This is a genomic window from Nocardioides sp. NBC_00368 (assembly GCF_036090055.1).
GTDB lineage: Bacteria > Actinomycetota > Actinomycetes > Propionibacteriales > Nocardioidaceae > Nocardioides.
Map to the genome: position 1 here is coordinate 3,667,945 of NZ_CP107970.1, position 21,933 is coordinate 3,689,877.

The following is a 21,933-nucleotide window of genomic DNA, read 5'->3' on the forward strand; positions in this document are numbered from 1 at the left end:
ACTCGTCCGCGAGAACCGGTAGCGAGGCGTTGTCCCATCGCTTGTTCTTGGCCCGGGTGAGACTGGTCCGAATCGGGAGCAGTCCATGACGTGGCCAAGAGACGGGAGCCTGACAGTTTCCTGAACCGACTTGAGACCGGAGCCTGCCCGAACTGGTGCGAGGTCGCGGACTGGCAACTGGTCTCGGACCGCGCGCAGGGCTCTGTCTGCCCGAACGCGATAGGCAGGTCGTCATTGAATGTCCTCTCGACGATAGGTCCACTCTTCGTTGCCATGGGATTCGCGGTTGGCCCGGAGCCCTCCGCTCCAGCACGCCCGGCTCGCGACGAGCCCGGATCGCACGGCATTACGCACCCGCGTCACTCACAGCCGAAGTCAGCTCGGCTCGCCCAACGCCCCGAGACGCCTGCGTCAGAAGCCGCTTGCTGACGACGAAGTCACGGGGACGGTTGACACAATCCGCAGCGATTAGCTCGCCTTGACGAAGGTAGAAGCAGGTGAAGTCACGGTCCAGTTTCGGGTCACCGCTGAGGACGACTTCGTCGAACCCGGTGTTGAGCCCAGCGATCTGGAGCTTGACGTCGTACTGATCCGACCAGAACCATGGAAGAGCAGCGATCTCCTTGGACTTTCCAGAGATCGTCGCTGCGGCCACTTTGGCCTGCTCCCCCGCGCTTGGAACGCATTCCAGGCGGACCCGACCGCCGTAGGAGGCCATGTATCGACTCGTGCAGTCACCGGCCGCAACGATGTTCCGGTCACTTGTCCGAGCACGGTCGTCAATCACAATACCGTTGTCGACCTCCAAGCCGGCTGATGCGGCGAGCTCGGTGTTCGGCTCGACACCGATGCCAACGATCACGAGGTCTGCAGGGACGGCCTCGCCATTGGACAGGAGCACTTCGCGGACCTTGGTTTCACCGGTGAAGGCCTCGACGAGGGCTCCGGTTCGAATGCTCACACCCTCCTCTTGGTGGACCCGTTGGAAGAACGCTGAGACCTCGGGAGCGGTGACTCTTTCGAGAACACGCTCGGTCGCCTCGAGCACGGTGACGTCCAGCCCCAAGGCGCGCAGCGAGGCTGCCACCTCGAGCCCTATGTACCCCCCGCCAACGATCACGGCCACGCTTCCTGGTTGGGCGGCTGCTCGGATCAGGTCCACGTCCATGGCGGTGCGCAGGTAGCAAACACCGGAAAGATGGGCACCTGGGACGAGCAACCGTCGCGGACGCGCGCCGGTGCACAACGCGAGATGGTCGTAGGCCAGCGACTGGCCGCTGCTCAGCGTCAGGTGGCCAGCAGAGCGGTCGATCGCCTCGACCCTCGCATCGAGAAGGCTAATCTTCCGCTTGTCGTAGAACTCCGCACTGCGAATTTCCAGCTCTTCGAAGGCGCTCTTCCCAGCCAGATAGGCCTTCGACAGTGGTGGGCGTTGATAGGGCACTGGCGACTCATCGCCCACCAGGACAATCTCGCCGTCCCAGCCTTCCTGGCGCAGGCTGGCCGCGAGTTGCGCGCCGGCATGGCTTGCTCCGACAATCACCGTTCTCAGTGCGGTCATGCGCTGCTTTTTGGGGTCAGTCGGACCATCAATTTGCTGATACCCCGCACGAAGTTGGACTGCACGTATTCCGGCTCACCCACGACTTCGATGTTCTCGAAGCGCGGGAGCAGCTCCTCCCAGAGAATGCGCAGTTGCAACTCGGCCAGCCGGTTGCCCATGCAACGGTGGACACCGAATCCGAAGGCGATATGGTTGCGTGCGTTTGGCCGGTCGATGATCAGCTCATCTGGCCGATCGAACACCGTCTCGTCGCGATTACCAGACGCGTACCACATGACGACTTTGTCGCCCTTGCGGATGAACTGGCCGTTCAGGATGGTATCGGTCTTCGCGACCCTGCGCATGTAGGCGAGCGGCGTCTGCCAGCGGATGATCTCCGACACCATGTTGGGGATCAGGTCGGGGTTGGCCTTTAGCTTCTCGAACTGGTCCGGGAACTGGTTGAGCGCTAGAACCCCGCCACTCATCGAGTTCCGGGTGGTGTCGTTGCCGCCGACGATCAACAGCACCAGGTTCCCGAGGAACTCCATGGGGCGGTCGATCAGATCCTTGGTGTTGTCGTCACTCTGCAGCATGGTGATCAGATCGAAGCCGGGTTCCTCCCCGGCAGCAGTCCTGGCCGCCTTGTCATGCCAGAGCGCGCTGAGACCTCGCGCCATGTCGCGCATTCCATGGAAGACTTCGTCGTTGTCCGAGGGGCCACCGTTGGCCTGCTCCATCGACGACGCAAGGTCTGACCAGTAGGTGAGCTTTTGACGCTGCTCGTACGGGAAGTCCAGCAAGGTGGCGAGCATGCGGCCCGTCAGCTCGATTGATACTCGCTGCACCCAGTTGAAGGGCTCACCCACAGGAAGATCGTCCAGCACCTCGCGGACACGTGTCCTGATGAGGCCCTCCATCTCGCGCAGGTTCTTCGGCGCGACAACGCCTTGGACCGCCTGTCGCTGCAGGTCGTGACGCGGAGGATCCATCGCGATGAACATCTCGATGTCGAGGAATCGAGGTGGAACACCGATGACGATCAAAGGTTCGGCCGAGAAGACTTCATGGTTCTTGTCAACGGCGATGATGTCGGCGTGACGAGTGACCGACCAGAACGGGCCGAACGGGCTGTTGGGCTGATAATGGATCGGGGCCTCGTTGCGCAGGCGCTCGAAGTAGGATTGCCATCGACCCTGCCGATACAGGAAGGGATTGCTGACGTCGATGTCCGCGAGCTCCACCTCGTCGACCGGCGGGATAGGACGTTCTACGAACATCCTGTCGCCGTTCGCACCTCTCACCCATCTCATGGTCTTGTCGTAGAGATGCGCGCCCTGAATCTGGCGCTCCATCGGGATGGAGGATTGAACTTTGGCCGTGATTGCCTCAGGAATCTTCATCATTTCAACCCGTTCTCGTCGTCACATCTGAAATTCGGGAAGCCGGACGCTCAGCCCGTCCCACACGTCGGAGACCACCATCTGGCAAGACAGCCGGGAGGTCGGTTCACGCTCAGGGTTCATCGCGAGCATCTCCTCCTCATCGGCGCCGGGCGGCCCGACACATTCGGACCACTGCGGATCAACGATGACGTGACAGGTCCCGCACGCAGCTTCTCCACCGCAGTCACCGTCGATGCCAGGCACCGCGTTGTTCGTCGCGACCTGCATCAACGACTGCCCTTCCTCAACGGGCACCGCGTGCGTCTTCCCGTCGTGTGACACAAACCTAACCACTGTCATGATCAACTCTCCTGGTGCTGTTGTGGGCCGCAAAGCCTTGGACAAACTCTTGTCGCGGATGCGCCCTGTGGCTATGGTCACACGAGTCAGAAAGTTGTGATTTCGGCTCAAGGAGTGTCTTTGAACGGCAGCGACGCGGGCGTGCCCTACACGGCTTTCGCACAGCTGCTCGAGAGCCAAACTCTCGACGCAGAGGCAGCCGCACGGTTCCGCGCCATCATGGTTCGCGAGGGAGCCGACGAGACGACCCTGCTGCAACTCGGCGGCCAGGCACCGGCTCGATGGTTCCGGGAGGTGTACCCCAACCTGGACGCCGATCAAGCGACCCACCTCGGCCATGCGTTCGCAGATCAGGCCCAGCTGACCTCATTCGGCCCATTGAGTCTTCCCTTGATCAGTGCGGGCTCGGTCGCTGAGGTCATGGAACTGCTCACGTATCTTCCCTTGATTACGACGGCCGTCAGTACGCGGTTCCATCCGAATGACGACGGCCTTGCGGTCGGGCTCACAGGTCAGACGGGCGATCCGGACCTGGACTGCCTGGTCGTCACCTACTGTGGTTCCGCGCTCCTGCGGTTGATCCGAATGCTCGCTGGCGACGTGTCAACCGTCAGGCTGCACACCAGTTGGCCGGCGCCCGCCTCCACGACCCAGCATGAGGACGCGCTGGGAAGACACCTGGTTTTCAACGCGCCCATGACGTTCCTGTATGTGCCCACGGAGGTCCTGAACGAGGTCTGCCGGTTCTCCGACCCCGTTGCATACCGACACGCGATCGCCGATCTGTCGAAATCCCTTGAGCACCGGATCGGACCGGCGTCATACGCGACCAAGGTAAGACTGTCGATAGAAGAGGGCCCCGGACTAAAAACCTGTCAGTCGGTCGCAAACGAACTGTCAATCTCGACCAGCACTCTCAAGCGACGTCTCCTCAACGAGGGCACCACGTTCCGAGAGATACTCGAATCGTCGTTGCTGGAGCGGGCCTCGCTAAAGCTGCTCGACCGATCCTTGTCGGTCAGCGAGATAGCTGTTGAACTCGGTTTCAGCGACCTGACCAACTTCTCACATGCCTTCAAGCGATGGACTGGCCAGTCTCCAAGCCACTTCCGACAAGAATGCCTGAGGTGGTGACGGTTCCGCACTGAATCACCAGACCTGATGCAGCCGCAGTCCGCCGGTTCCGCAGAGCCAGGTGGTCTAGGTGGGCTCCTGCATGGCAGCACAGGCATTGAGACCTCGGCGAGCGACCCAATCTTGGGGTGTCCTCTCAGCGGGCACATCAACTAGTCCCAGGTCGGGTCAGACTGAGCGGTGGGGGCGGCAGGGAGCCGAGGAACGAGGTCGTGATCGCGCTACCCCCGGGCATGCACTCAGAGGCCATCTCACCATCAGGCCTGAGCGTCAGTCGCGCTAGCAGGGCAATCAGTGGTGCGTGGTTCCTTTTGGCCGCCAAGCCCTTGCATCAGAACGCCGAGAACTCGTTTCGCAACCTGTTCTGCAGAGGGGCGGCTGTCTTCAACTGCGTGATACAGACCGGCGACTGTGATGGCCCCAAAGATCGCCAGGGATGCCTCTTCTGGGTGGGGCTGCACGTGTAGCGATCCGTCGGCGGCGCCTTCGGCAAGGAGTTGTTCGATGGGACGGCGGAATGCTTCTTGGAGGGCGTGAGCGAGCGCAGGAAGTCTGGTGGCTCGGCCGAGGTCACCAACGAGCGCCCGACATGCGGCGGGCTGGTCGAGCATCACGGCGATCTGGGCTTGGACCGCAGCTTCGAGGCGGACGCGGGCGCTTCCGGTGGCCCCAACAGCTGCCGCTACCTCGCCAGCAATTGCCTCGAGCATGTCGGTGAGGAGGAAGGCGAGGATCTCATCCTTACCGGTGAAGTAGTAATAGAGGGTTGCGCGAGGGATGCCGGAGGCAGCCGCGATTTCGTCCATCTTGGCCTCGGCGACTCCGCGCTCGGCGATCAGTTCCGCGGCTCCGTAGAGCTTGCTTGCGATGGAGGCAGGCAGTTGCCGCATCTCCACACACCTTTCCGGACGAGTGACACTGCGTATTCGGAGGGTATCGACAGCAGCCTCAGCCTATGTTGTACTGCGAGTACAAACTCAAGATACAAGTCATGGAGGCATCCGTGGATGCTGGGGCGCCGGGTCGTCTGGCCCGTTTGTGCACGGCGGGAATCCGTTTCCCGCGTCTGGTCGTCGTCGGCTGGTTGGTCGCGGCTGCAGCGGTCACTCTCGGCCTGCCGTCGCTGCCGTCGGTGGTCGAGCGCAGCAGTGCGGCCTTTCTGCCCGAGGACGCGCCGACGTTGACCGCGTTGCACGACATGGACGAGGCGTTCGGCTCGGGGCGCACCGAGTCATTTGCCTACATCGTGTTCCGCAACGAGAACGGCCTGAGCGCGGCTGACACGCTTGCGTATCGCGACCTGGTTCGCACCCTGGGTGCGAACCAGGAGCGGGTCTCCGAAGTGCAGCACTTCGTCGGCAACAAGGACGCGCGGCGACACTTGGTCAGCAAGGACGGCCAGGCGGCCTACCTGGTGGCCGGGCTGACCAGTGGCATCGGATCGCCGGACTCCGAACAGGACATCCACTGGCTGCGAGAACGGGTCGCCGACCTGTCTTTGCCCCGTGGCAGCAGCGCGTATGTGACCGGGGACCCAGCGATGATCACCGACCTGACCACCGAGGTGAACGAGGCCTCGGTACGGATCACGGTGGTCTCCGGGCTGCTGCTGGTCATCATCTTGTTGATCATCTACCGCCGCGTCACCACTGTACTGGTTTCCCTGGTATCGATCGGGGTGGCACTGGCGTGCGCGCGGGGAGTGCTGGCATGGGCCGGGATGCAAGGAATGTCGCTGTCGACCTACACCGACGCGTTCGTAACCGCCATCGTGCTCGGCGCTGGCACTGACTACTGCGTGTTCTTGATCAGCAGATTCCGCGAGGCATACGGGCGCGGAGTCGACGCGCTGCCGGCCGTCGAGGAGGCAGCCACCAGAGTAGGACCGGCGTTGGTGGCGTCCGCCGGAACGGTCATCCTCGCCGCGATATGTCTGGGATTCACCAAGCTGGCCATCTTCTCCACCACCGGACCGCCGATGGCGATCTGCGTCGCGGTCACCGTTGCGGTGAGTCTGACCTTCACGCCCGCGCTGATGGTCTGGTTCGGCCCCAGGATCGGGCCGGCGCGCACGCCAGCACCGACGTCGGCGTGGTCACGCGTCGGCCGCCTCGTGGCGCGCCGACCGGTCCGGGTGCTTGTTGCCGGTACCGCCGTGTTGGTTGTGCTTGCCGCGTTCCTTCCGACGATGGTGATCTCCTACGACCAGCGGAACTCCCAGCCGCCCGACACGCCGAGCAACAAGGGGTTGGCGGTGCTGGAGGACCACTTCCCTCGCAACGAGACCCTCCCGGACTACCTGCTGCTGGAGTCCACACATGACATGCGCAATTCGAAGGATCTGGCAGTCCTCAACGAGGTCAGCCGAGCCGTGGCCAAGGTCGATGGTGTTTCCAGCGTCCGGAGCATCACCCAGCCGGCAGGTGAGCCACTAGAACCAGCGTCGATCGCGCGACAGCTCAAGCGCCTCGCCACCGGGCTGGGTCGGGCCAGCGATGGCTTGGAGGAGGGTCAGCCCGATCTCGAACGCCTCTCCTCGGGCAGCGCCCAGCTAGCCGACGCGATCAGCCGGGTGGCCGACGGCGCCGGCCGCGCCCAAGGCGGCGCCGACCGACTTGCGAACGGAACCAGCGATCTCGCCAACGGTCTCGGCCGCGCTACCGAGGGCACGCGTGACGCAGCGCACGGCGCCCGCCAGTTGCAGACCGGCGCTGCCGCCTTGGCCACAGGCATCCAAACCGCTCACGACCAAGTCACCGTGGTCGTGAGTAGCATCGGCCTGATCGTCCAGGCACTCGACCGCGACCTGCTGTGCACCACAGACCCGATCTGCCGCAGGTCCAGGGAAGGACTTGCCGACATCCACCGCGGCATGAAGGATGAACTCCTCCCAGGACTGCAGGAGGCAGCCAACGGAGCGAACTTGATCGCCCGCAAACAAGGAAGCCTCGCCGATGGCCTCAACGATCTCGCCTCCGGGTTGAGCCAGGCCGAGCGGGGTGCCGACCGGATCACCGAAGGACAGCGCCTTCTGCGCGCGCGTCTAGGGCAGATGGCGGACGGCACCTCCCAGATCGCTGAGAACGCCGAGGCCTTTGCGCCGGGGATCAAGGACCTCATCCGCCAGACCAAGGAACTCGCCCAGAACCTGGAGACCTCTGAGTCCTACCTGCGCACGGTCAACCGTCAGGCCGACACACCAGAGGCTGGTGGCTTCTACCTGCCCGCGAGCGCCCTAGACGACCAGCGCTTCGCCTACGCCCGCAGCGTATTCCTGAGCCCCGATGGCCGCGTTGCCCGCATCCAGGTAACCGGTGACTCAGATCCTCTTAGCCCGGATGGGCTGCGCCGCTTCGAAGAATCCCAGGCAGCCGCTGAAAACGCGTTGAATCGGACACGTCTCGAAGGCGCAACCGTCAGCGGCACCGGGGCCGCTGGACTCGGCGCCGACCTGAACCGCTATCTGTACGAAGACGCGAAACTCGTGCTCGCGGCGGTGCTTCTGATCGTCCTGCTCCTCCTCATCATCGCCCTGCGCTCCCTGGCCGCGCCGCTATACCTGCTCGCCTCTGTAGCGCTATCCTGCGCCGCGGCCCTTGGCCTGACAACACTGGTCTTCCAAGGCATCCTTGGCCACGACATCCAGTTTGCCGTCCCAGTGATCACGTTCGTGCTGCTCGTCGCCGTTGGCGCCGACTACAACATCCTGCTCATGAGCCGAATGCGCGAGAACGGCACCACCCTGACTCGAGGCGCCGTTGCCGAAGCAGTGACCCTGACCGGCCCGGTGATCACATCCGCAGGAATCATCTTTGCGAGCACCTTCATCGCGCTGCTCACCTCTCCCGTGGTCACGCTTGTCGAGACTGGTTTCGCCGTCGCAGCCGGACTGCTGCTCGATACCTTCGTAGTCCGCAGCCTCATCGTTCCCGCCTGTGCCGCCCTGCTTGAGGACCACAACTGGTGGCCTGCCCGCCAGATCCGGAACCCTGGGCTTAAGGGAACACAGATCAGAAAAGCCAGCTCGGCCTAGTACATACGTTCATGCATGCATGTACGCTTCGGGCATGAAGGTAGCTACGCGACGACCGCGAAAACAAGCCGAACGCTCGGCCACCACCCGACGCGCGCTGTTGGACGCGACCATCGCCTGCCTTGCCGACCTGGGATATGCCGGCACCACCAGTGTCGCCGTGGCGGAGCGAGCCGGGCTGTCCCGCGGGGCCCAACTGCACCACTTCGGAACCCGTGACCAACTCGTGGTAGCCGCCGTCGAGCACTTAGCGCAAGAACGCATGCGCAGGGTGCGGACGGAGATGTCTCGGATCGCACCACAAGGGGCCCAACTCCAGAAGTTGACGACGGTCACCCAGGAACGCGAAGCGGCGTTGGGTTTGCTAGCTGAGGCCCTGTCCGGACCGTTGTACGCGGCCAGTCTCGAGCTCTGGGTGGCCGCGCGCTCAGACCCCGGCTTGCGTAAGGAGCTGGTCCCAGCCGAGGAGCGTGTCAACGCGGAGCTCGCTGAGATCTGTCGCACCTATATCAGCGACGACCCGATCGAAGTGCGCTTGACCTTGGACCTTGTCCTCGGACGGGGTGTCGCACGGCTGTTGACGCCACATCCCGATCGGCAAGCAGAACTGCTCACCGCCTGGGCACGCCTTCTGAACGGCAGCACCCGTGGCTGACCTTCAAGCACTCATGACTGCGTTGCAGCAAAGAATCGGCCCCCATCCAGATGGCGCGCACCTGCCGGCCCACCACGAGCAATGCCTGGGCTGCGGCGTTGACAACCCTCATGGCCATCACTTAAGCGTGCATCGCGAAGGCGATCTCGTGGTGGCCACCCACATCTTCGACGATCGCCACGTGGGCGCACCCGGCATCGCGCACGGCGGCGCGGTCGCCACCGTCCTTGACGACCTCTACGGCTTCCTGCTCTACCTGGTCGGAGAACCAGCTGTCACTCGCCAACTGGTGGTCGAATACCTCGCGCCGGTCCTGATCGGGACGACATACCGACTCGAGGCCCGGGTAGATCGGCGCGAGGGCCGTAAGCTGTTCGTGAACGCCAAGGTGACCGCACTCGACGGGCGAACCGCCGCCACATCGACGGCTGTGTTCGTTACAGTCGACGCCGAGCACTTCGCTCAGGCACGCCCGAGCTCCGCTATCTGAGGCGATCCACAACGCTAGCCAATGCCCCTGTGGCATGGCCAGGCTGGATGAGAAGACCCTCGCCCGCACTCGGCGCGTTGCACCACGCGGGCTATGAGCGGGGAGCGCACGAGGGCACCGCGGCGGTGACCAGCGGGCGGAAGGTACCGGGAGACGCCCGCCTGACTGTCGGTATATGACAATCGGATCCTTCGATCGGGTTCCTGCCCACGGATCCGCGGTCAGTCATGGGCGAAGGTGATGTTAGGCAGGATCTTCCGCAGCGAGGCGGGGGTGTACCAGGCGGCCTTGCCGGTAAGGCGAAGCATGACCGGTAGGAGGACGAGCCGGACGAGGAAGGCGTCGAGGAGGACGGCGAGGCCGAGGACGACGCCCATTTCTTTGGGCGGGATGGGGCCGGAGAGGGCGAAGGTGAAGAAGACCGCGACCATGACCGCGCCGGCGGCGAAGATGACCCGGCCGGAGTGGGCAAGTGAGCCGATCATGGCGTGCTTGGGGTCCCCGGAGCGCTCGTAGTGCTCCTTGGCCGAGGCGAGCAGGAACACGGTGTAGTCCATCGCGATGGCGAAGATCATGGCGAAGAAGAACACCGGCGCCCAGGCGTCGAGGAAGCCCTGTGGTTCGAAGCCGAGCAGGTCGGCGCCGTGTCCCTCCTGGAAGATCAGCCGGGCGACACCGAACGCCGCCGCGGTGGAGAGCAGGCTGGCGAGGGTGCCGAGTAGGGAGATGAGCGGGGCCTGCAGTGCGATGAGGAGCAGCATGAAGCCGAGGACGAGCACGACGCCGATGACCAGCGGGGTGGACTCGTCGAGCTGCGCCTTGAGATCGAGGTTCTCCACGGGGGCGCCCCCGAGGACGGCGGAGTCGGGGAGGTCTGCGCGGAGCCGGTCGACGGTGTCGCTGAGTGCGGGGTCGGAGGGGTCCACGGAGGGAACGGCCTGGATCAGCACCAGTCCACTGTCGTCGGCAGCCGGCATCGGAGGCATGGCAGCGGCGATGCCGGGGTCGTCCTTGAGTGCTGCGCTGGCGGCCGAGGCGTCGGTGTCGTCGGTGATGATCTGCAAAGTACCGGGGGCGCCGGTGCCGAAGGCGTCTTGGACCTGGCTGTAGCCGACTCGGGCAGAAGCGTCCTCGGGCAGCACCTTGATGGAGGGCATGGCGGTCTTCAGGCCGAGGATCGGGGCGGCGAGGGCGAGCAGGATGACCGTGGCGAGGAGGCCCCAGGCAACGGGGCGCTTCCAGAGTCGCTCGCCCCAGGCGGCGAATGCCGAGGAACGGTGCTCACCAGCGCGGGACCAGGGCAGTGCGAGCTTGTTGATTCGGTCGTCGAGGCCGAACAGCACCAGCGGCAGCAGGGTGAGGGTGGCGGCTAGGACGAAGACCACCGAGAGCATGATGCCGCCGGCCATGGAGCGGAAGGAGGGCGAGGGCACCAGCATGACCGCGGACAGCGAGACGAGGACGGTGAGGCCGGAGAGCAGCACGGCCTTGCCTGCGGTGTCCATGGTCTGGGCGATAGCCCACTGTCGGTCTTCGCGGGTGTCGGGGCGGCCGGCGGCGCGGTTAGCCTCGCGGCGTACGGCGCGGGCGGCGCGGTAGCGCACGACCAAGAAGAGGGCGTAGTCGATGCCCAGGGCGAGCGCGAACATCATTGCGAAGTTCATGGCCCAGATGGAGACGGGCACGAGCTCGTTGATCAGCACCAGGGAACCGGCCGAGGCGACAAGGCCGGCCAGGGTGAGGATCAGTGGGAGTCCGGCGGCCACGAGGGCGCCGAAGGCGAGTACCAAGATGGCCAGGGTGACCGGCCAGGACATGAACTCCGACTTCAGCATGGCGTCGAGGTTGGCCTCGTTGAAGTCGCTCCATAGCAGCGAGGACCCAGTTGGGTTGACCTCGACGGTGTCGGTGGAGAGGTTTTGAAGTTCGGCCTTGAGGTCGGTGGCGACGCGGACCATCTCGTTGGTGTCGGCGCCTGCGCCGGCCAGAACGATCGCGGTGGAGCCGTCCTGGGAGAGGGTGGCTCCCGGCGTGGGTGCGAGGACGTCGGCGATGCGCGGTTCGGCCTCGAGGATGTCGGTGACCTCGGCGAGGACCTGCTGGCCCTCACCTTCGGTGACCGGTCCGTCGGTGGAGCGGACTACGACCTGGATGGCGGATGAGGCGTTGCCGCCGAAGTGTTCTCGTGCGAGTTCGCGAGCCTGCACAGACTCTGAGCCGTTGGCCTGCCAGCCGGCACCGGAGAGGTTGTGCTCGACCTGAGGGGCGAAGGCGCCGAGGCCGACGATGGTCAACAGCCAGACCACGGTGACGAGTTTGGCGTGTTCGGTGACCCAGATCCCCAGACGTCCCAAGGGGCCGGCGGTGGTAGGTGGCGGGGTTGAGGGCCCGGCCGTGGGGCTGGAGGCCGTGGTGGTGCTCATGCAGGTTCCGTTCCGTGTGTGATGGACAAGCTTGGATACGTGAGACTTGGGATACGCGGACTTGAATGCGTGGGGCCGGGTTCAGGCGAGCGCGGGCAGCGCCTGGGTCGCGGTGTAGATGGCGACGCCGAGGACCAGGACGGTGAATGCCGCCTGGAGCCGGCCGGTGTCGACCCGGTCGGCCAGTCGTGCTCCGGCCACGGCTGCCGCCGCGGAGACCGCGGTCAAGACGATGACGGCCGTCCAGTCCGGCTGGACACCGGAACCGGATCGGACGGCGAGGGCGGCGGCGCTGGTGATGGTGATGACGACCAGCGAGGTGCCTGCGGCGTACTCGATGGGAAGCGCGAGCGCCAACAGGAGTGCTGGGACGACCAAGAAGCCGCCGCCGACGCCGAGGAACCCGGTCAGGGCGCCGACGATCGTGGCGGTGCCCAGTACCTTCAGCGCCCGGGGGCACTGGCAGGCGAAGGTCGGGCTGAACGTGATGATCGGGTCATCTAGGGCGGGGCGGGCGGCATGCCCCGCGGCACTGTCCTGACTGTCCTGGCTGCTCTGACTGTCCTGACCGTGACGTATCTGACGCCACGCCAGGATCACACCGACCAGCAGCATCAGGGCAGCGAAGGCGGCCAGCAAGAGATCCTCAGGGACGCGGGAAGATGCCGCCGCTCCCAGCACCGCTCCGCCGGTGGCGACCAGCCCGAAGACGAACCCGCGGCCGAGCAGCACGTTGCCTTCCCGGTGGGCAGCGGCGGCCCCGATCAGGGAGGTGAGGCCGACCACGACCAGCGATCCAGTGGTCGCCTGGGCGGGTGACTGGTCGAGCAGGTAGATCAGCACCGGTACGGCCAGGATCGATCCGCCACCTCCGAGCGCCCCCAAGGAGAGCCCGATGAGCGCACCGGCGGCTGCGGCGAGGAGCAGGGTCATCTCAGGCGTGGGACCCGTCGGGGTCTTCCCCGGGGGTGACCATGTGCAGGCCGACCTTTTCTGCGTTCTCGAATGAGTCGTGAATCGCGACCGGGGTGCGGTCTGCGGCAGCGATGAAGGAGGCAGCGATCGAGGAGCGGTAGCCGCTGGCACAGTGCACCCACACCTCACCGGCCGGTATCTCCTCGAGGCGGTAGGGCACCTCGTGGATCGGGATGTTGAGGGCCCCGGCGATCGCGGTTCCCTCGTGCTCATCGGTGCGGCGCACGTCGAGCACGACCACCTCGCGGTGATGGCGCACCTGCGCCAGGTCGGCGAAGGTGGCAGTGGGGAAGCTGCCGAGCTCTGCATCGGCCCAGTTCTGCGGACCGCCGGTGGCGTGGGCGGCCGGTCGGTCGATGCCGATACGAACCAGCTCGCGCTGAGCGGTGGCGACGTCCTCGGCGGTCTCCCCGAGCAGGGTCACCGGGGTGCCCCACTCGATGAGCCAGCCCAGATAGGTCGAGAAGGCGCCGTCGAGACCGAAGTTGAACGTGCCTGGGGCGTGCCCGGCAGCGAAGGCCTTGCGGTTGCGAAGGTCGAGGACCCACTCGCCCGCCTCGATACGGCGGCGCAGCTCTGTCGCATCGGCTTCTCGAATAGGGGAAAGGTCCGGTGCGTCTGGGCCGGCGGCGTTGGCGGGGCCCATGTGCACGTAGTAGGCCGGCCATGCACCCAGCCCGTCCAGCAGCTCGCGGACGTAGGTCTCCTCATCCTGAGTCAGCACGGGGTTGGACCGCTTCTCCTGTCCGATGGTGGAGGCGGTGGCGTCGGACTGGGTCGCGGAGCAGAACGAGCCGAACCCATGGGTCGGGTAGACCTCGGCGTCGTCGGGCAGCTCAGCGGCGAGCTTGTGGGCGGAGGCGTGCTGGTGGCGCACGAGCTCGCCTGTGTGCTCCTCACCGAGCAGGTCCGGTCTGCCGGTGGCGCCGTAAAGCAGGGAGCCACCGGTGAACACGGCGTACGGCTCCTCCCCGTCAGGCCCATCGAGAGAGAGGGCGTAGGAGAGGTGGGTGAAGGTGTGGCCGGGAGTGGCGATCGCCCGGACCCGCATCCGCGAGCCCACCTCGACGGCTTGACCATCGGTGATCGAGGTGCGGTCGAAGGAGACCTCGTCCTCGCCATTGACCAGATACGCCGCGCCGGTGGCCCGTGCGAGCGCCAGGCCGCCGGTGACGTAGTCGTTGTGGATGTGGGTCTCGAAGACGTGGGTCAGCCGGACCTCGTCGGCCTCCAGCACTTCCAGCACCCGGTCGATGTCGCGCTGCGGGTCGATGACGAGGGCGATCTCGCCGTCGTGCACGACGTAGGTGCGGTCGCCCAGGGAGGGGGTCTCCAGAGTGCGTACGGTCACGCCTGTGACCGGGCGCTGCTGCGCTTCCCCCGTCGCCGAAGCAGGGGCGACGGACTCGTTGTTCCCGGATGCAGTGTTCGTGATGTTCGAGGGCTCGTTCATGGTTCGCCTCACTTCTGGGTCGATCGCCCGGAGCGGATCCAGGCGCTGGTTCCGCCGGCGACGTTCGTCGCGTCGTAGCCGGCTGCGGTCAGAACCTCGGTCATCGCGCGGCTGCGGTTGCCCGAGGCGCACACCAAGTGCACTGGACGTTTGCGGTCGATCTCACCGAGCCGGGTCGTCAGCTGACTCATTGGGATGTTGACCGCGCCGGGGACGTGGCCACGGCGGTACTCGGCGGGCTCTCGCACGTCGATCAGGGTCGCGCCCTGCTCGAGGGCCGAGGCAAGGTGCTCGACGGTGGTCTCACGCATGAAAGGGAACTCCTTGGGCGAATCGGCTCGTGGCTGCCACTTCAATCTAACCCCCCGGGGGGTTACGATTCGAGCGTAACAGAACCCCCATGGGGGATGTACAGTTGATGGTGCAGACCACTCACCCATGCAGTGATCGGTACCCGGGAGGGAACGGCCCATGACGAAGTACACGCTCCAGATCACGGTGAACCACCCCTACGAGGAGGCGGTCGAGGCGGTGCGCGGCGAGCTTGCCGCCGCCGGGTTCGGCATCCTCACCGAGATTGACCTCAAGGCAACGCTGAAGGCCAAGCTCGACGTCGATGTCGCCCCGCAGGTCATCCTGGGCGCGTGTCGCCCCCAGCTGGCCCACCAGGCACTTCAAGCCGAACCGTCCATCGCCGCCCTGCTGCCCTGCAACGTGGTCGTGCGTGCCCTCGACGACACAACCACGGTCGTCGAGGCCTTCGACCCCGACGCGATGATGTCTATCGCCGGCCAGGCCGGCGACACACTCCGCACTGTCGCGACCGACGCACGGCAGCGCCTGACTGCGGCCCTGGCCGCCCTGGAGAACAACTGATGGACCTCGAACCCACCGAGATCAAAGCGATCATCACCCGAATGAAGCGCGCGAACGGACACCTCGCCAGCGTCATCCGGATGATGGAGGAAGGCTCCGACTGCGAGTCGGTGCTGACCCAGTTGGCCGCTGTCAACAAGGCCCTCTCCCGCGCCGGCTACGCCATCGTTGCCACCGGACTGCAGCAGTGCCTCGAACAGAGCGAGGAAGGGCTGGAGGACGTGGACGTCAAGAAGATGGAGAAGCTGTTCCTCGCCCTCGCCTGAGCAAGGCCGACGACCAACGTCGAGACCAGATGCCGGCCTCCGGCTCGAGCCACCAACAGCCGGTTCGATGACCTCCTCAACGACGGACGATGACTCAGCCGTTTGCACCGTCTCGACCATTTGAGGTCATCGGACTCGTTCGAGACCGACAGTCCGGCCGCGCTGGCCACTCGGGCCACGCGGTTTGTATCGATAAGCAGCCGTGCTGCGTCTACCGATACAAACCCACCACCATTGGAGGACTGATGAAACTCAACATGGGACGCGCAGACCGCTCCATCCGCCTGTTCGTCATCGCGCCGGTACTCGTTGTCGCGGGGATCATCCTTGGCCCGCTCGGTGCACTGTCACTCATCTTCTACGCGCTCGCGGCGGTCATGGCCGCAACCTCCGCGGTCGGCACCTGTCCGCTGTATCTGCCGTTCGGGATCCGCACCCTCGGCCGCGCAGGACGCTCGCCCTCGGCCCCCACCGCGGCGGGTGAATCTCGCCGTTGAGTTCAGACCTCCTCGACCAGCTGGTTGCGGAACTCCCGCGGCTTGGGGCCTACGCCTGGTCGGTCACCGGTGACCGTCACAGAGCCGAGGACCTGGCGCAGGAGACACTCGCCCGTGCTCTTGAACGTCGCGAGACCTACCGGCACGAAGCGCCTCTGGGAGCGTGGCTGCGCGGCATCCTCCACAACCTCGCCATCGATCAGGGGCGCCGCCAGCGGGAAACGCCCCGCGAGGACGTCGCAGCCTTGGCCGATGCGGCCTGGCGCGACGACAGCTGGACCGTGGACGCCGCGGTTGTGATCGAGCGCGCAGAGTCAGCCGACGAGCTGCGCGACGCATTGTTGGCCCTCCCCTTCATCTACCGGTCCGCGGTCGTGCTCCACGACATGGAAGGCCTCACCGTGCCCGTGATCGCCTCGATCCAGTCCATCTCCCTGGCTGCCGCCAAGCAACGTCTGCGTCGCGGACGGATGATGCTGGTCACCGCCTTGGCAGAGCTGAAGTCTCGCCCCCTGGATCAACTGCCGTTGCGCTGTTGGGACGCTCGCTCCCAAGTCAGCGCCTACATCGACAACGAACTCTCGGCCGCGAAACGCCCACGGCTAGAAGCGCACCTCGCCAGCTGCCCGACCTGCCCTCCGATCTACGCCAGCTTGGTCGGTGTCACCGCTGCCCTAGGCGCGCTCGCCGACGAGGCCGCACTAGGTTCGAACCAGGTCCAACGGGTCCGTGAAGCGCTGCAGCGGCAACGCAAGGATCGGGCCGACGCATGATCTGCCCCTGGGGTCTGGTTCGCGGACCCCTTGCAGAGGGAATACGGATGTACGTACATTTGCATCGACGGTACGTGGACCTTCCACCTAAGGCAGGGCCCACCATCACGAAGCTCCTGTGCAGGAGGCGACATGCGGGGAAATGGCGGCCAGCGGTCCACCGGCCCTGCCCGGGCTGTTGACCGCCAAAGCCCGATGCCGCTATGGGCTCAGGTCAAGGACGATGTCGAGCGACGCCTACGTCGAGGTGAGTTCAACGAGTCGTTCCCGGGTGAGATGGTGCTGGTCCAGGAGTACGCGGTCAGCCGACACACGGTGCGCGAGGCGCTTCGTCGGCTGCGTGAGAGCGGCCTTGTCGATGCCGCCCGTGGCCGAACACCGAAGGTCGCAAACACTGAGATCACTCAGCCCCAAGGCACCTTGTACAGCCTGTTCGCCTCCGTCGAAGCGTCAGGACGTCGCCAGCACAGCATCGTGCGCACACTCGACGCGCGCGCTGACGCGACCGTGGCCACCAGGCTCGGAGTCGAGGAATCAACGCCTCTGATCTACCTGGAACGGATTCGCCTTATCGATGAGGAACCGCTCGCGATGGACCGCGTGTGGCTGCCCGCTCGGCTGGCTGCGCCGCTGCTCGAAGCAGACCTCACCCAAACCTCCCTTTACGAGGCGCTCGACCGTCGGTGCAATCTTCGGCTGACCGGTGGCCGAGAAGAGGTCCGCGCTGTGGTGCCGACCTCGGCAGAGCGAGTCCTGCTCGGGATCCCCGATAACACCGCGGCACTCTCGATCGACCGGACCGGCGAACTGCGAGGGCAGCCCATCGAGTGGCGTCGGACCATCGTGCGAGGCGACCGCTTCAGCCTGGTCACCGACTTCACCCGCCCTGACCAAGTCTCGGTCACGGTTTCTGACCGCCGCCATTCCATGACCTCCTAATGCACGCCGACCTAATGCACGCCGACGAGATCAACACCAGCAAGCAGACGATCGACGGCATATACCTGCCATGCGCCTTCGACCGGTGAGGAGCTGAACATGACCACTACCACCCCTCGCACCAGCCAGGCGTTGAAACCCAAAACTCCGCGCACGCCGTTGGGCCGCCAACTGGTCCGCATACTCACGACCACGGATCACAAGCTGATCGGCAAGATGTACCTGGTCACGTCGTTCGTCTGGTTCCTCGGCGGCGGCGTGATGGCGCTGCTGATGCGTTCGGAGCTGGCGTTCCCGGGTCAGCAGGTCGTCAACGACGAGCTGTTCAACCAGCTGTTCACGATGCACGGCACGATCATGCTGCTGCTCTTCGCTACACCGCTGTTTATCGGCTTCGCCAACGTGATCATGCCGCTGCAGATCGGCGCGCCCGACGTCGCCTTCCCGCGGCTCAACATGTTCAGCTACTGGCTCTACCTCTTCGGTGGCCTGATCGCGGCCAGCGGCTTCCTCACCCCGACCGGCGCGGCCGACTTCGGCTGGTTCGCCTACACACCGCTCTCCAGCGCGCAATACTCGCCGGGCGTCGGTGGCGACCTGTGGATCATGGGCCTCTACATGAGCGGTCTGGGCACCATCCTCGGCTCGGTCAACTTCATCACCACGATCATCGCCATGCGCGCGCCGGGCATGACCATGTTCCGGATGCCGATCTTCACCTGGAACGTGTTGGTCACCGCACTGCTCGTGCTGATCGCGTTCCCGATCCTTGCCGCGGCGCTGCTGATGCTCGAGTCCGACCGACAGTTCGGCACCCACGTCTTCGACACCGCCCATGGCGGACCGATCCTGTGGCAACACCTGTTCTGGTTCTTCGGTCACCCCGAGGTCTACATCATCGCGCTGCCGTTCTTCGGGATCATCTCCGAGATCCTCCCGGTCTTCAGCCGCAAGCCGATCTTCGGCTACGTCGGTCTGGTGGCCGCGACCCTCGGCATCGGAGTCCTCTCGGTGGCGGTGTGGGCGCACCACATGTTCGTGACCGGTGCGGTCAACCTTCCGTTCTTCTCCGGGATGAGCTTCCTGATCGCGGTGCCGACAGGCGTGAAGTTCTTCAACTGGATCGGCACGATGTGGGGCGGGTCGGTCAGCTTCGACACCCCGATGCTGTGGTCGATCGGCTTCCTGACGACCTTCCTCTTCGGTGGTCTGACCGGCATCATCCTGGCGAGCCCGCCGCTCGACTTCCAGGTCTCCGACTCCTACTTCGTGGTCGCCCACTTCCATTACACGGTCTTCGGGACCGTCGTGTTCGCAATGTTCGCCGGGTTCTACTTCTGGTGGCCGAAGATGACCGGCCGGATGCTCGACGAGCGCCTCGGCAAGGTCCACTTCTGGCTGCTGTTCGTCGGCTTCCACACCACCTTCCTGGTCCAGCACTGGCTCGGCGTCGACGGCATGCAGCGACGCATCGCCGACTACCTGCCCAGCGACGGATTCACCTTCCTGAACCAGGTCTCAACCATGGGCGCGTTCCTGCTGAGCCTGTCGATGCTGCCCTTCTTCTACAACCTCTACATCTCCCGCAAGGCACCGCTGGTGACCGTGGACGACCCCTGGGGCTGGGGCCGCTCGCTGGAGTGGGCAACAGCCTGCCCCGCGCCGCGCCACAACTTCACCTCCATCCCGAAGATCCGCTCGGAGTCCCCGGCCTTCGACCTCCACCACCCCGAGATCGCCGCGCTGGAGACGAAGCAGCCCGCCCAGGCCGCACACGACGGCGAGCGCCGGTGAGGAAGAGCAGCAAGAAGGTGGGCTGACCGATCCGCCCACCTTCGTATCCTCCCGGAATTCCCACAAGTCGCGCTGCTGATCGTCCCGCTGTCGTTGCTGCGAATATGCCCCGACTGAGGCTGAAGGCCAACGTTCGGCCGATCGCCCATCTTCAGGACTGGCACCCGTTGACAGCGACCAAGCTGCCTACGCAGAACGGAACACGCCGAAGCGAGGCCTGACCTTCAGCAATCGCCATCGTGCCCGTGCGGCCGCCGCGTTCTCCTGAAGGCGATCCAGCCTGCTGCGGCGGCCACAATGGTCAAGACCAGCCAGGCTGGGATGTGCTCGGTCCACTCAGAGATCTTCTGCTGGGCGATGAACTCCAGGTCGGTTAGGTCGCCGAAGCCGAGTGCCCCAGTCAGCCCGGCTGTCCCGTCGTAGCGGAGGAACAGCGCACCTATCGCCACGAACAGCAACCCCGACGCCAGGTTAGTGGTGTGGACGGTGAAGATCCCCCAGTGCCACGACCGGCCGCGCAGCCACTTCTTGTGACCGAGGTCAAACCGATCCCACAGCAAGGCGAGCACGAATACCGGCATCGCCATGCCTAAGGCGTAGACGGCCAGCAGGACCCCGCCGTGCCAGGGCGAACCCTGCGTAGCGGCGACGGTGAGAATGGCGCCCAGGACAGGGCCGGAGCAGAATCCGGCCAGTCCATAGACAGCCCCGAGCAGGGCCGTCGAGACCCATCCGGTGCCGCCGCGTCGAGCCACGGCGTTGTTGAGCCGTTGCGCGAACGGGAGTGTGAACCCGCGGCCGAGGAGCTGCATGACTCCGAACCCGATGATCAGCCAGCCCGCGACGCTGATCAGCGTCGCGCGGTGTCCATAAAAGAAGGTACTGGCAGCGCCGGCGCCGGTGCCAAGCGGGACCAAGGTGGCACACAGGCCGAGGTAGAAGACGGAGGTGCGTCCCAGCAACGCCCGCGTCGTGCCGAACGCATAGGCGAAAAAGGACGGCACCAGAAGTGCGCTGCACGGCGAGAGCAGTGCGAGGACGCCGGCTGCCAGTGCCGCGATCAGGCTCACTTCTGTCATGAGCCGTCTGCGTCCGTCTCCTCCGCGGCCTTCTCGATAGCCTGCTCGAAGACTTCGGTGGGCTGGGCGCCGATGACCGGCACGCCGTTGATGATGAAGGCAGGCGTCCCGGTCACCCCGATCGCCTGGCCTTCGGCGAGGTCCTGCTTGATCGCATCCTTTGTGCCGCGAGCGACCATGTCCTTGCGGAATTCGTTGGTGTCCAGGTCGAGGTCGTCGGCAATCGAGACCAGGTAGTCCTCTGTCAGCTTTCCGCTGTTAGGCGGCAGCTGGTTGTCGTACATGAGCTTGCTGAACTCCCAAAACTTGCCCTGGGCAGCCGCCGCGCGGCCAGCCTGGGCAGCCGTAGTCGACTCAGGCCCGAGGTAGGGGAAATCTCGCCACTCGATGCGCAGCACCCCGGAGTCGACGTACTTCTCGACGAGGATCGGCTCCGTGTCTCGGGCGTACTTGCCGCAGAACGGGCACTGGAACTCGGAGTAGGAGATCATCACGACCGGTGCATCCACATCGCCGAGCGCCATCGGGTCGCCCTCCTCGCCCCTGACCAGCTGCGCCCAAGCGTCGTCGAGAGCATGGCCCTCGGCCTGGGCGCCCGCCGCACCTGTCCCGCTCTCCGCCGCTGTTGGCCCGTCGCTCCCCTCGCCTCGGGAGGTGACGAGAGTAAGGACCACCGCAACAAGGGCTACCGCGGCGACTACTAGCGGGACGATGGGGCTCTTGCGGGTCGCGGACGCATCAGGCATGAGAACTACCTCCAGAGACAGGGGTCTCGGTGTCAATAGACGGGGCGTGGTCGTTGGACGGGGCGTGGTCGGTGTTGAGGGTGTTGGTGGTGACCGGGCAGGACAGCTCTCCTTTGAGCCGCACATGCAAGGCCCACAGCAGGAGCACCACGGCGAGCAACTGCAGGAACGGTTGGACGGGCTCGAACCAGGTGAGGGCTCCCGCGCTCCCGAGCAGCAACAGCACCAGCTTGTTGCAGACCGGGCAGCCGACGGCGAAGTACGTCAGCAGTCCGCCGACCCAGCCCCGGCGACGTCCCTGATCCTCGATGGCGCTAGGAGCGTCAACATAGGTTGCAACGAGCAGTCCCCCGAGAAGCGAGGAAGTCGCGAGCGCCGGCCAGGACCACCAGGTCGGCGCGATCTCCCTGCCGAACAGCGGGTTGGGGACCAAGTCAGTTGGAATCGCCACGAGAACCGTGAAGACCAGCGCGGCGCCGGCAGCAACTAGCCACCTGCGTCGCGACCAGTTC

20 protein-coding genes and 1 pseudogene are annotated in these 21,933 nt (G+C 65.2%); 10 read left to right on the top strand and 11 right to left on the bottom strand.

All coding sequences use genetic code 11. The features are described from left to right. Positions 1–346: 346 nt before the first annotated feature. The 3 genes and pseudogenes from OG984_RS17445 to OG984_RS17455 all read right to left on the bottom strand — a co-directional run bounded on the left by OG984_RS17445 (position 347) and on the right by OG984_RS17455 (position 3,288). Positions 347–1,561 (bottom strand): NAD(P)/FAD-dependent oxidoreductase, encoded by a 1,215-nt coding sequence (locus OG984_RS17445; protein WP_040756905.1) that lies wholly within the window; start codon positions 1,559–1,561, stop codon positions 347–349. A gap of 11 nt (positions 1,562–1,572) precedes the next feature. Next, positions 1,573–2,946, bottom strand: a pseudogene (locus tag OG984_RS17450) (cytochrome P450); the annotation flags it as partial. Positions 2,947–2,967: 21 nt separating this feature from the next. Then, complete coding sequence (locus tag OG984_RS17455; protein WP_040756907.1) at positions 2,968–3,288, bottom strand: 2Fe-2S iron-sulfur cluster-binding protein; 321 nt, start codon at positions 3,286–3,288, stop codon at positions 2,968–2,970. Positions 3,289–3,402: 114 nt separating this feature from the next. On the opposite strand from OG984_RS17455, the gene OG984_RS17460 reads away from it, so the two are divergent. Beyond that, a complete protein-coding gene (locus OG984_RS17460) occupies positions 3,403–4,422 on the top strand; it encodes a helix-turn-helix domain-containing protein (RefSeq protein ID WP_378878377.1) in 1,020 nt (339 codons plus the stop codon). 257 nt (positions 4,423–4,679) lie between these two features. Here the strand turns inward: OG984_RS17460 and OG984_RS17465 are convergent, their stop codons facing one another. Then, entirely contained in the window at positions 4,680–5,312 is a 633-nt protein-coding gene (locus OG984_RS17465) for a TetR/AcrR family transcriptional regulator (protein ID WP_008362719.1), read from the bottom strand. Positions 5,313–5,413: 101 nt separating this feature from the next. Here OG984_RS17465 and OG984_RS17470 point away from each other — a divergent pair, with 101 nt between their 5' ends. The 3 genes from OG984_RS17470 to OG984_RS17480 are packed head-to-tail and all read left to right on the top strand — an operon-like array spanning position 5,414 to position 9,600. Further along, complete coding sequence (locus OG984_RS17470) at positions 5,414–8,455, top strand: MMPL family transporter (protein ID WP_141782166.1); 3,042 nt, start codon at positions 5,414–5,416, stop codon at positions 8,453–8,455. A gap of 34 nt (positions 8,456–8,489) precedes the next feature. Next, positions 8,490–9,110 carry a TetR/AcrR family transcriptional regulator gene (locus OG984_RS17475; RefSeq protein ID WP_170225267.1) on the top strand — a complete coding sequence of 207 codons (621 nt, stop codon included), beginning with the start codon at positions 8,490–8,492 and terminating at the stop codon, positions 9,108–9,110. A gap of 13 nt (positions 9,111–9,123) precedes the next feature. Next, on the top strand, positions 9,124–9,600 hold the full coding sequence (locus OG984_RS17480) for a PaaI family thioesterase (protein ID WP_008362722.1): 477 nt from the start codon (positions 9,124–9,126) through the stop codon (positions 9,598–9,600). 221 nt (positions 9,601–9,821) lie between these two features. Here OG984_RS17480 and OG984_RS17485 read toward each other — a convergent pair whose 3' ends face one another. The 4 genes from OG984_RS17485 to OG984_RS17500 form a co-directional block, all read right to left on the bottom strand. Next, positions 9,822–12,023 (bottom strand): MMPL family transporter, encoded by a 2,202-nt coding sequence (locus OG984_RS17485; RefSeq protein ID WP_008362723.1) that lies wholly within the window; start codon positions 12,021–12,023, stop codon positions 9,822–9,824. An 81-nt stretch (positions 12,024–12,104) separates the two neighbouring features. Beyond that, complete coding sequence (locus OG984_RS17490; RefSeq protein ID WP_008362724.1) at positions 12,105–12,956, bottom strand: sulfite exporter TauE/SafE family protein; 852 nt, start codon at positions 12,954–12,956, stop codon at positions 12,105–12,107. A 1-nt stretch (position 12,957) separates the two neighbouring features. Continuing rightward, entirely contained in the window at positions 12,958–14,451 is a 1,494-nt protein-coding gene (locus OG984_RS17495) for an MBL fold metallo-hydrolase (RefSeq protein WP_008362725.1), read from the bottom strand. Positions 14,452–14,459: 8 nt separating this feature from the next. Then, positions 14,460–14,762, bottom strand: coding sequence for a rhodanese-like domain-containing protein (locus OG984_RS17500; protein ID WP_008362726.1), 303 nt, complete (start codon positions 14,760–14,762; stop codon positions 14,460–14,462). A gap of 160 nt (positions 14,763–14,922) precedes the next feature. Here OG984_RS17500 and OG984_RS17505 point away from each other — a divergent pair, with 160 nt between their 5' ends. From OG984_RS17505 to ctaD, 6 genes are all read left to right on the top strand, one after another. Next, complete coding sequence (locus OG984_RS17505; RefSeq protein WP_008362729.1) at positions 14,923–15,327, top strand: DUF302 domain-containing protein; 405 nt, start codon at positions 14,923–14,925, stop codon at positions 15,325–15,327. Beyond that, a complete protein-coding gene (locus OG984_RS17510) occupies positions 15,327–15,593 on the top strand; it encodes a metal-sensitive transcriptional regulator (RefSeq protein WP_008362732.1) in 267 nt (88 codons plus the stop codon). Before OG984_RS17505 ends, OG984_RS17510 begins: the two co-directional genes overlap by 1 nt. 245 nt (positions 15,594–15,838) lie before the next feature. Then, complete coding sequence (locus OG984_RS17515; protein WP_008362733.1) at positions 15,839–16,090, top strand: YgaP family membrane protein; 252 nt, start codon at positions 15,839–15,841, stop codon at positions 16,088–16,090. After that, positions 16,087–16,863 carry a sigma-70 family RNA polymerase sigma factor gene (locus tag OG984_RS17520; RefSeq protein WP_008362735.1) on the top strand — a complete coding sequence of 259 codons (777 nt, stop codon included), beginning with the start codon at positions 16,087–16,089 and terminating at the stop codon, positions 16,861–16,863. The genes OG984_RS17515 and OG984_RS17520 overlap by 4 nt, the downstream gene beginning before the upstream one ends. Positions 16,864–16,995: 132 nt before the next feature. Further along, the gene (locus OG984_RS17525) at positions 16,996–17,802 is read left to right on the top strand and encodes a GntR family transcriptional regulator (protein WP_246088255.1); all 807 of its coding nucleotides are present in this window, start codon (positions 16,996–16,998) and stop codon (positions 17,800–17,802) included. Positions 17,803–17,901: 99 nt separating this feature from the next. Continuing rightward, entirely contained in the window at positions 17,902–19,596 is a 1,695-nt protein-coding gene (gene ctaD, locus OG984_RS17530) for an aa3-type cytochrome oxidase subunit I (RefSeq protein ID WP_008362739.1), read from the top strand. Between the two features lie 224 nt (positions 19,597–19,820). Here ctaD and OG984_RS17535 read toward each other — a convergent pair whose 3' ends face one another. Genes OG984_RS17535 through OG984_RS17545 form a run of 3 tightly spaced genes read right to left on the bottom strand, consistent with a single transcriptional unit; the run spans position 19,821 to position 21,872 of the window. After that, positions 19,821–20,675, bottom strand: a complete 855-nt coding sequence (locus tag OG984_RS17535; protein WP_008362740.1) for a cytochrome c biogenesis CcdA family protein — start codon at positions 20,673–20,675, stop codon at positions 19,821–19,823. After that, complete coding sequence (locus OG984_RS17540) at positions 20,672–21,421, bottom strand: DsbA family protein (protein WP_008362742.1); 750 nt, start codon at positions 21,419–21,421, stop codon at positions 20,672–20,674. The genes OG984_RS17535 and OG984_RS17540 overlap by 4 nt, the downstream gene beginning before the upstream one ends. Further along, positions 21,414–21,872, bottom strand: a complete 459-nt coding sequence (locus OG984_RS17545; RefSeq protein ID WP_008362743.1) for a hypothetical protein — start codon at positions 21,870–21,872, stop codon at positions 21,414–21,416. The genes OG984_RS17540 and OG984_RS17545 overlap by 8 nt, the downstream gene beginning before the upstream one ends. Positions 21,873–21,933 lie beyond the last annotated feature (61 nt).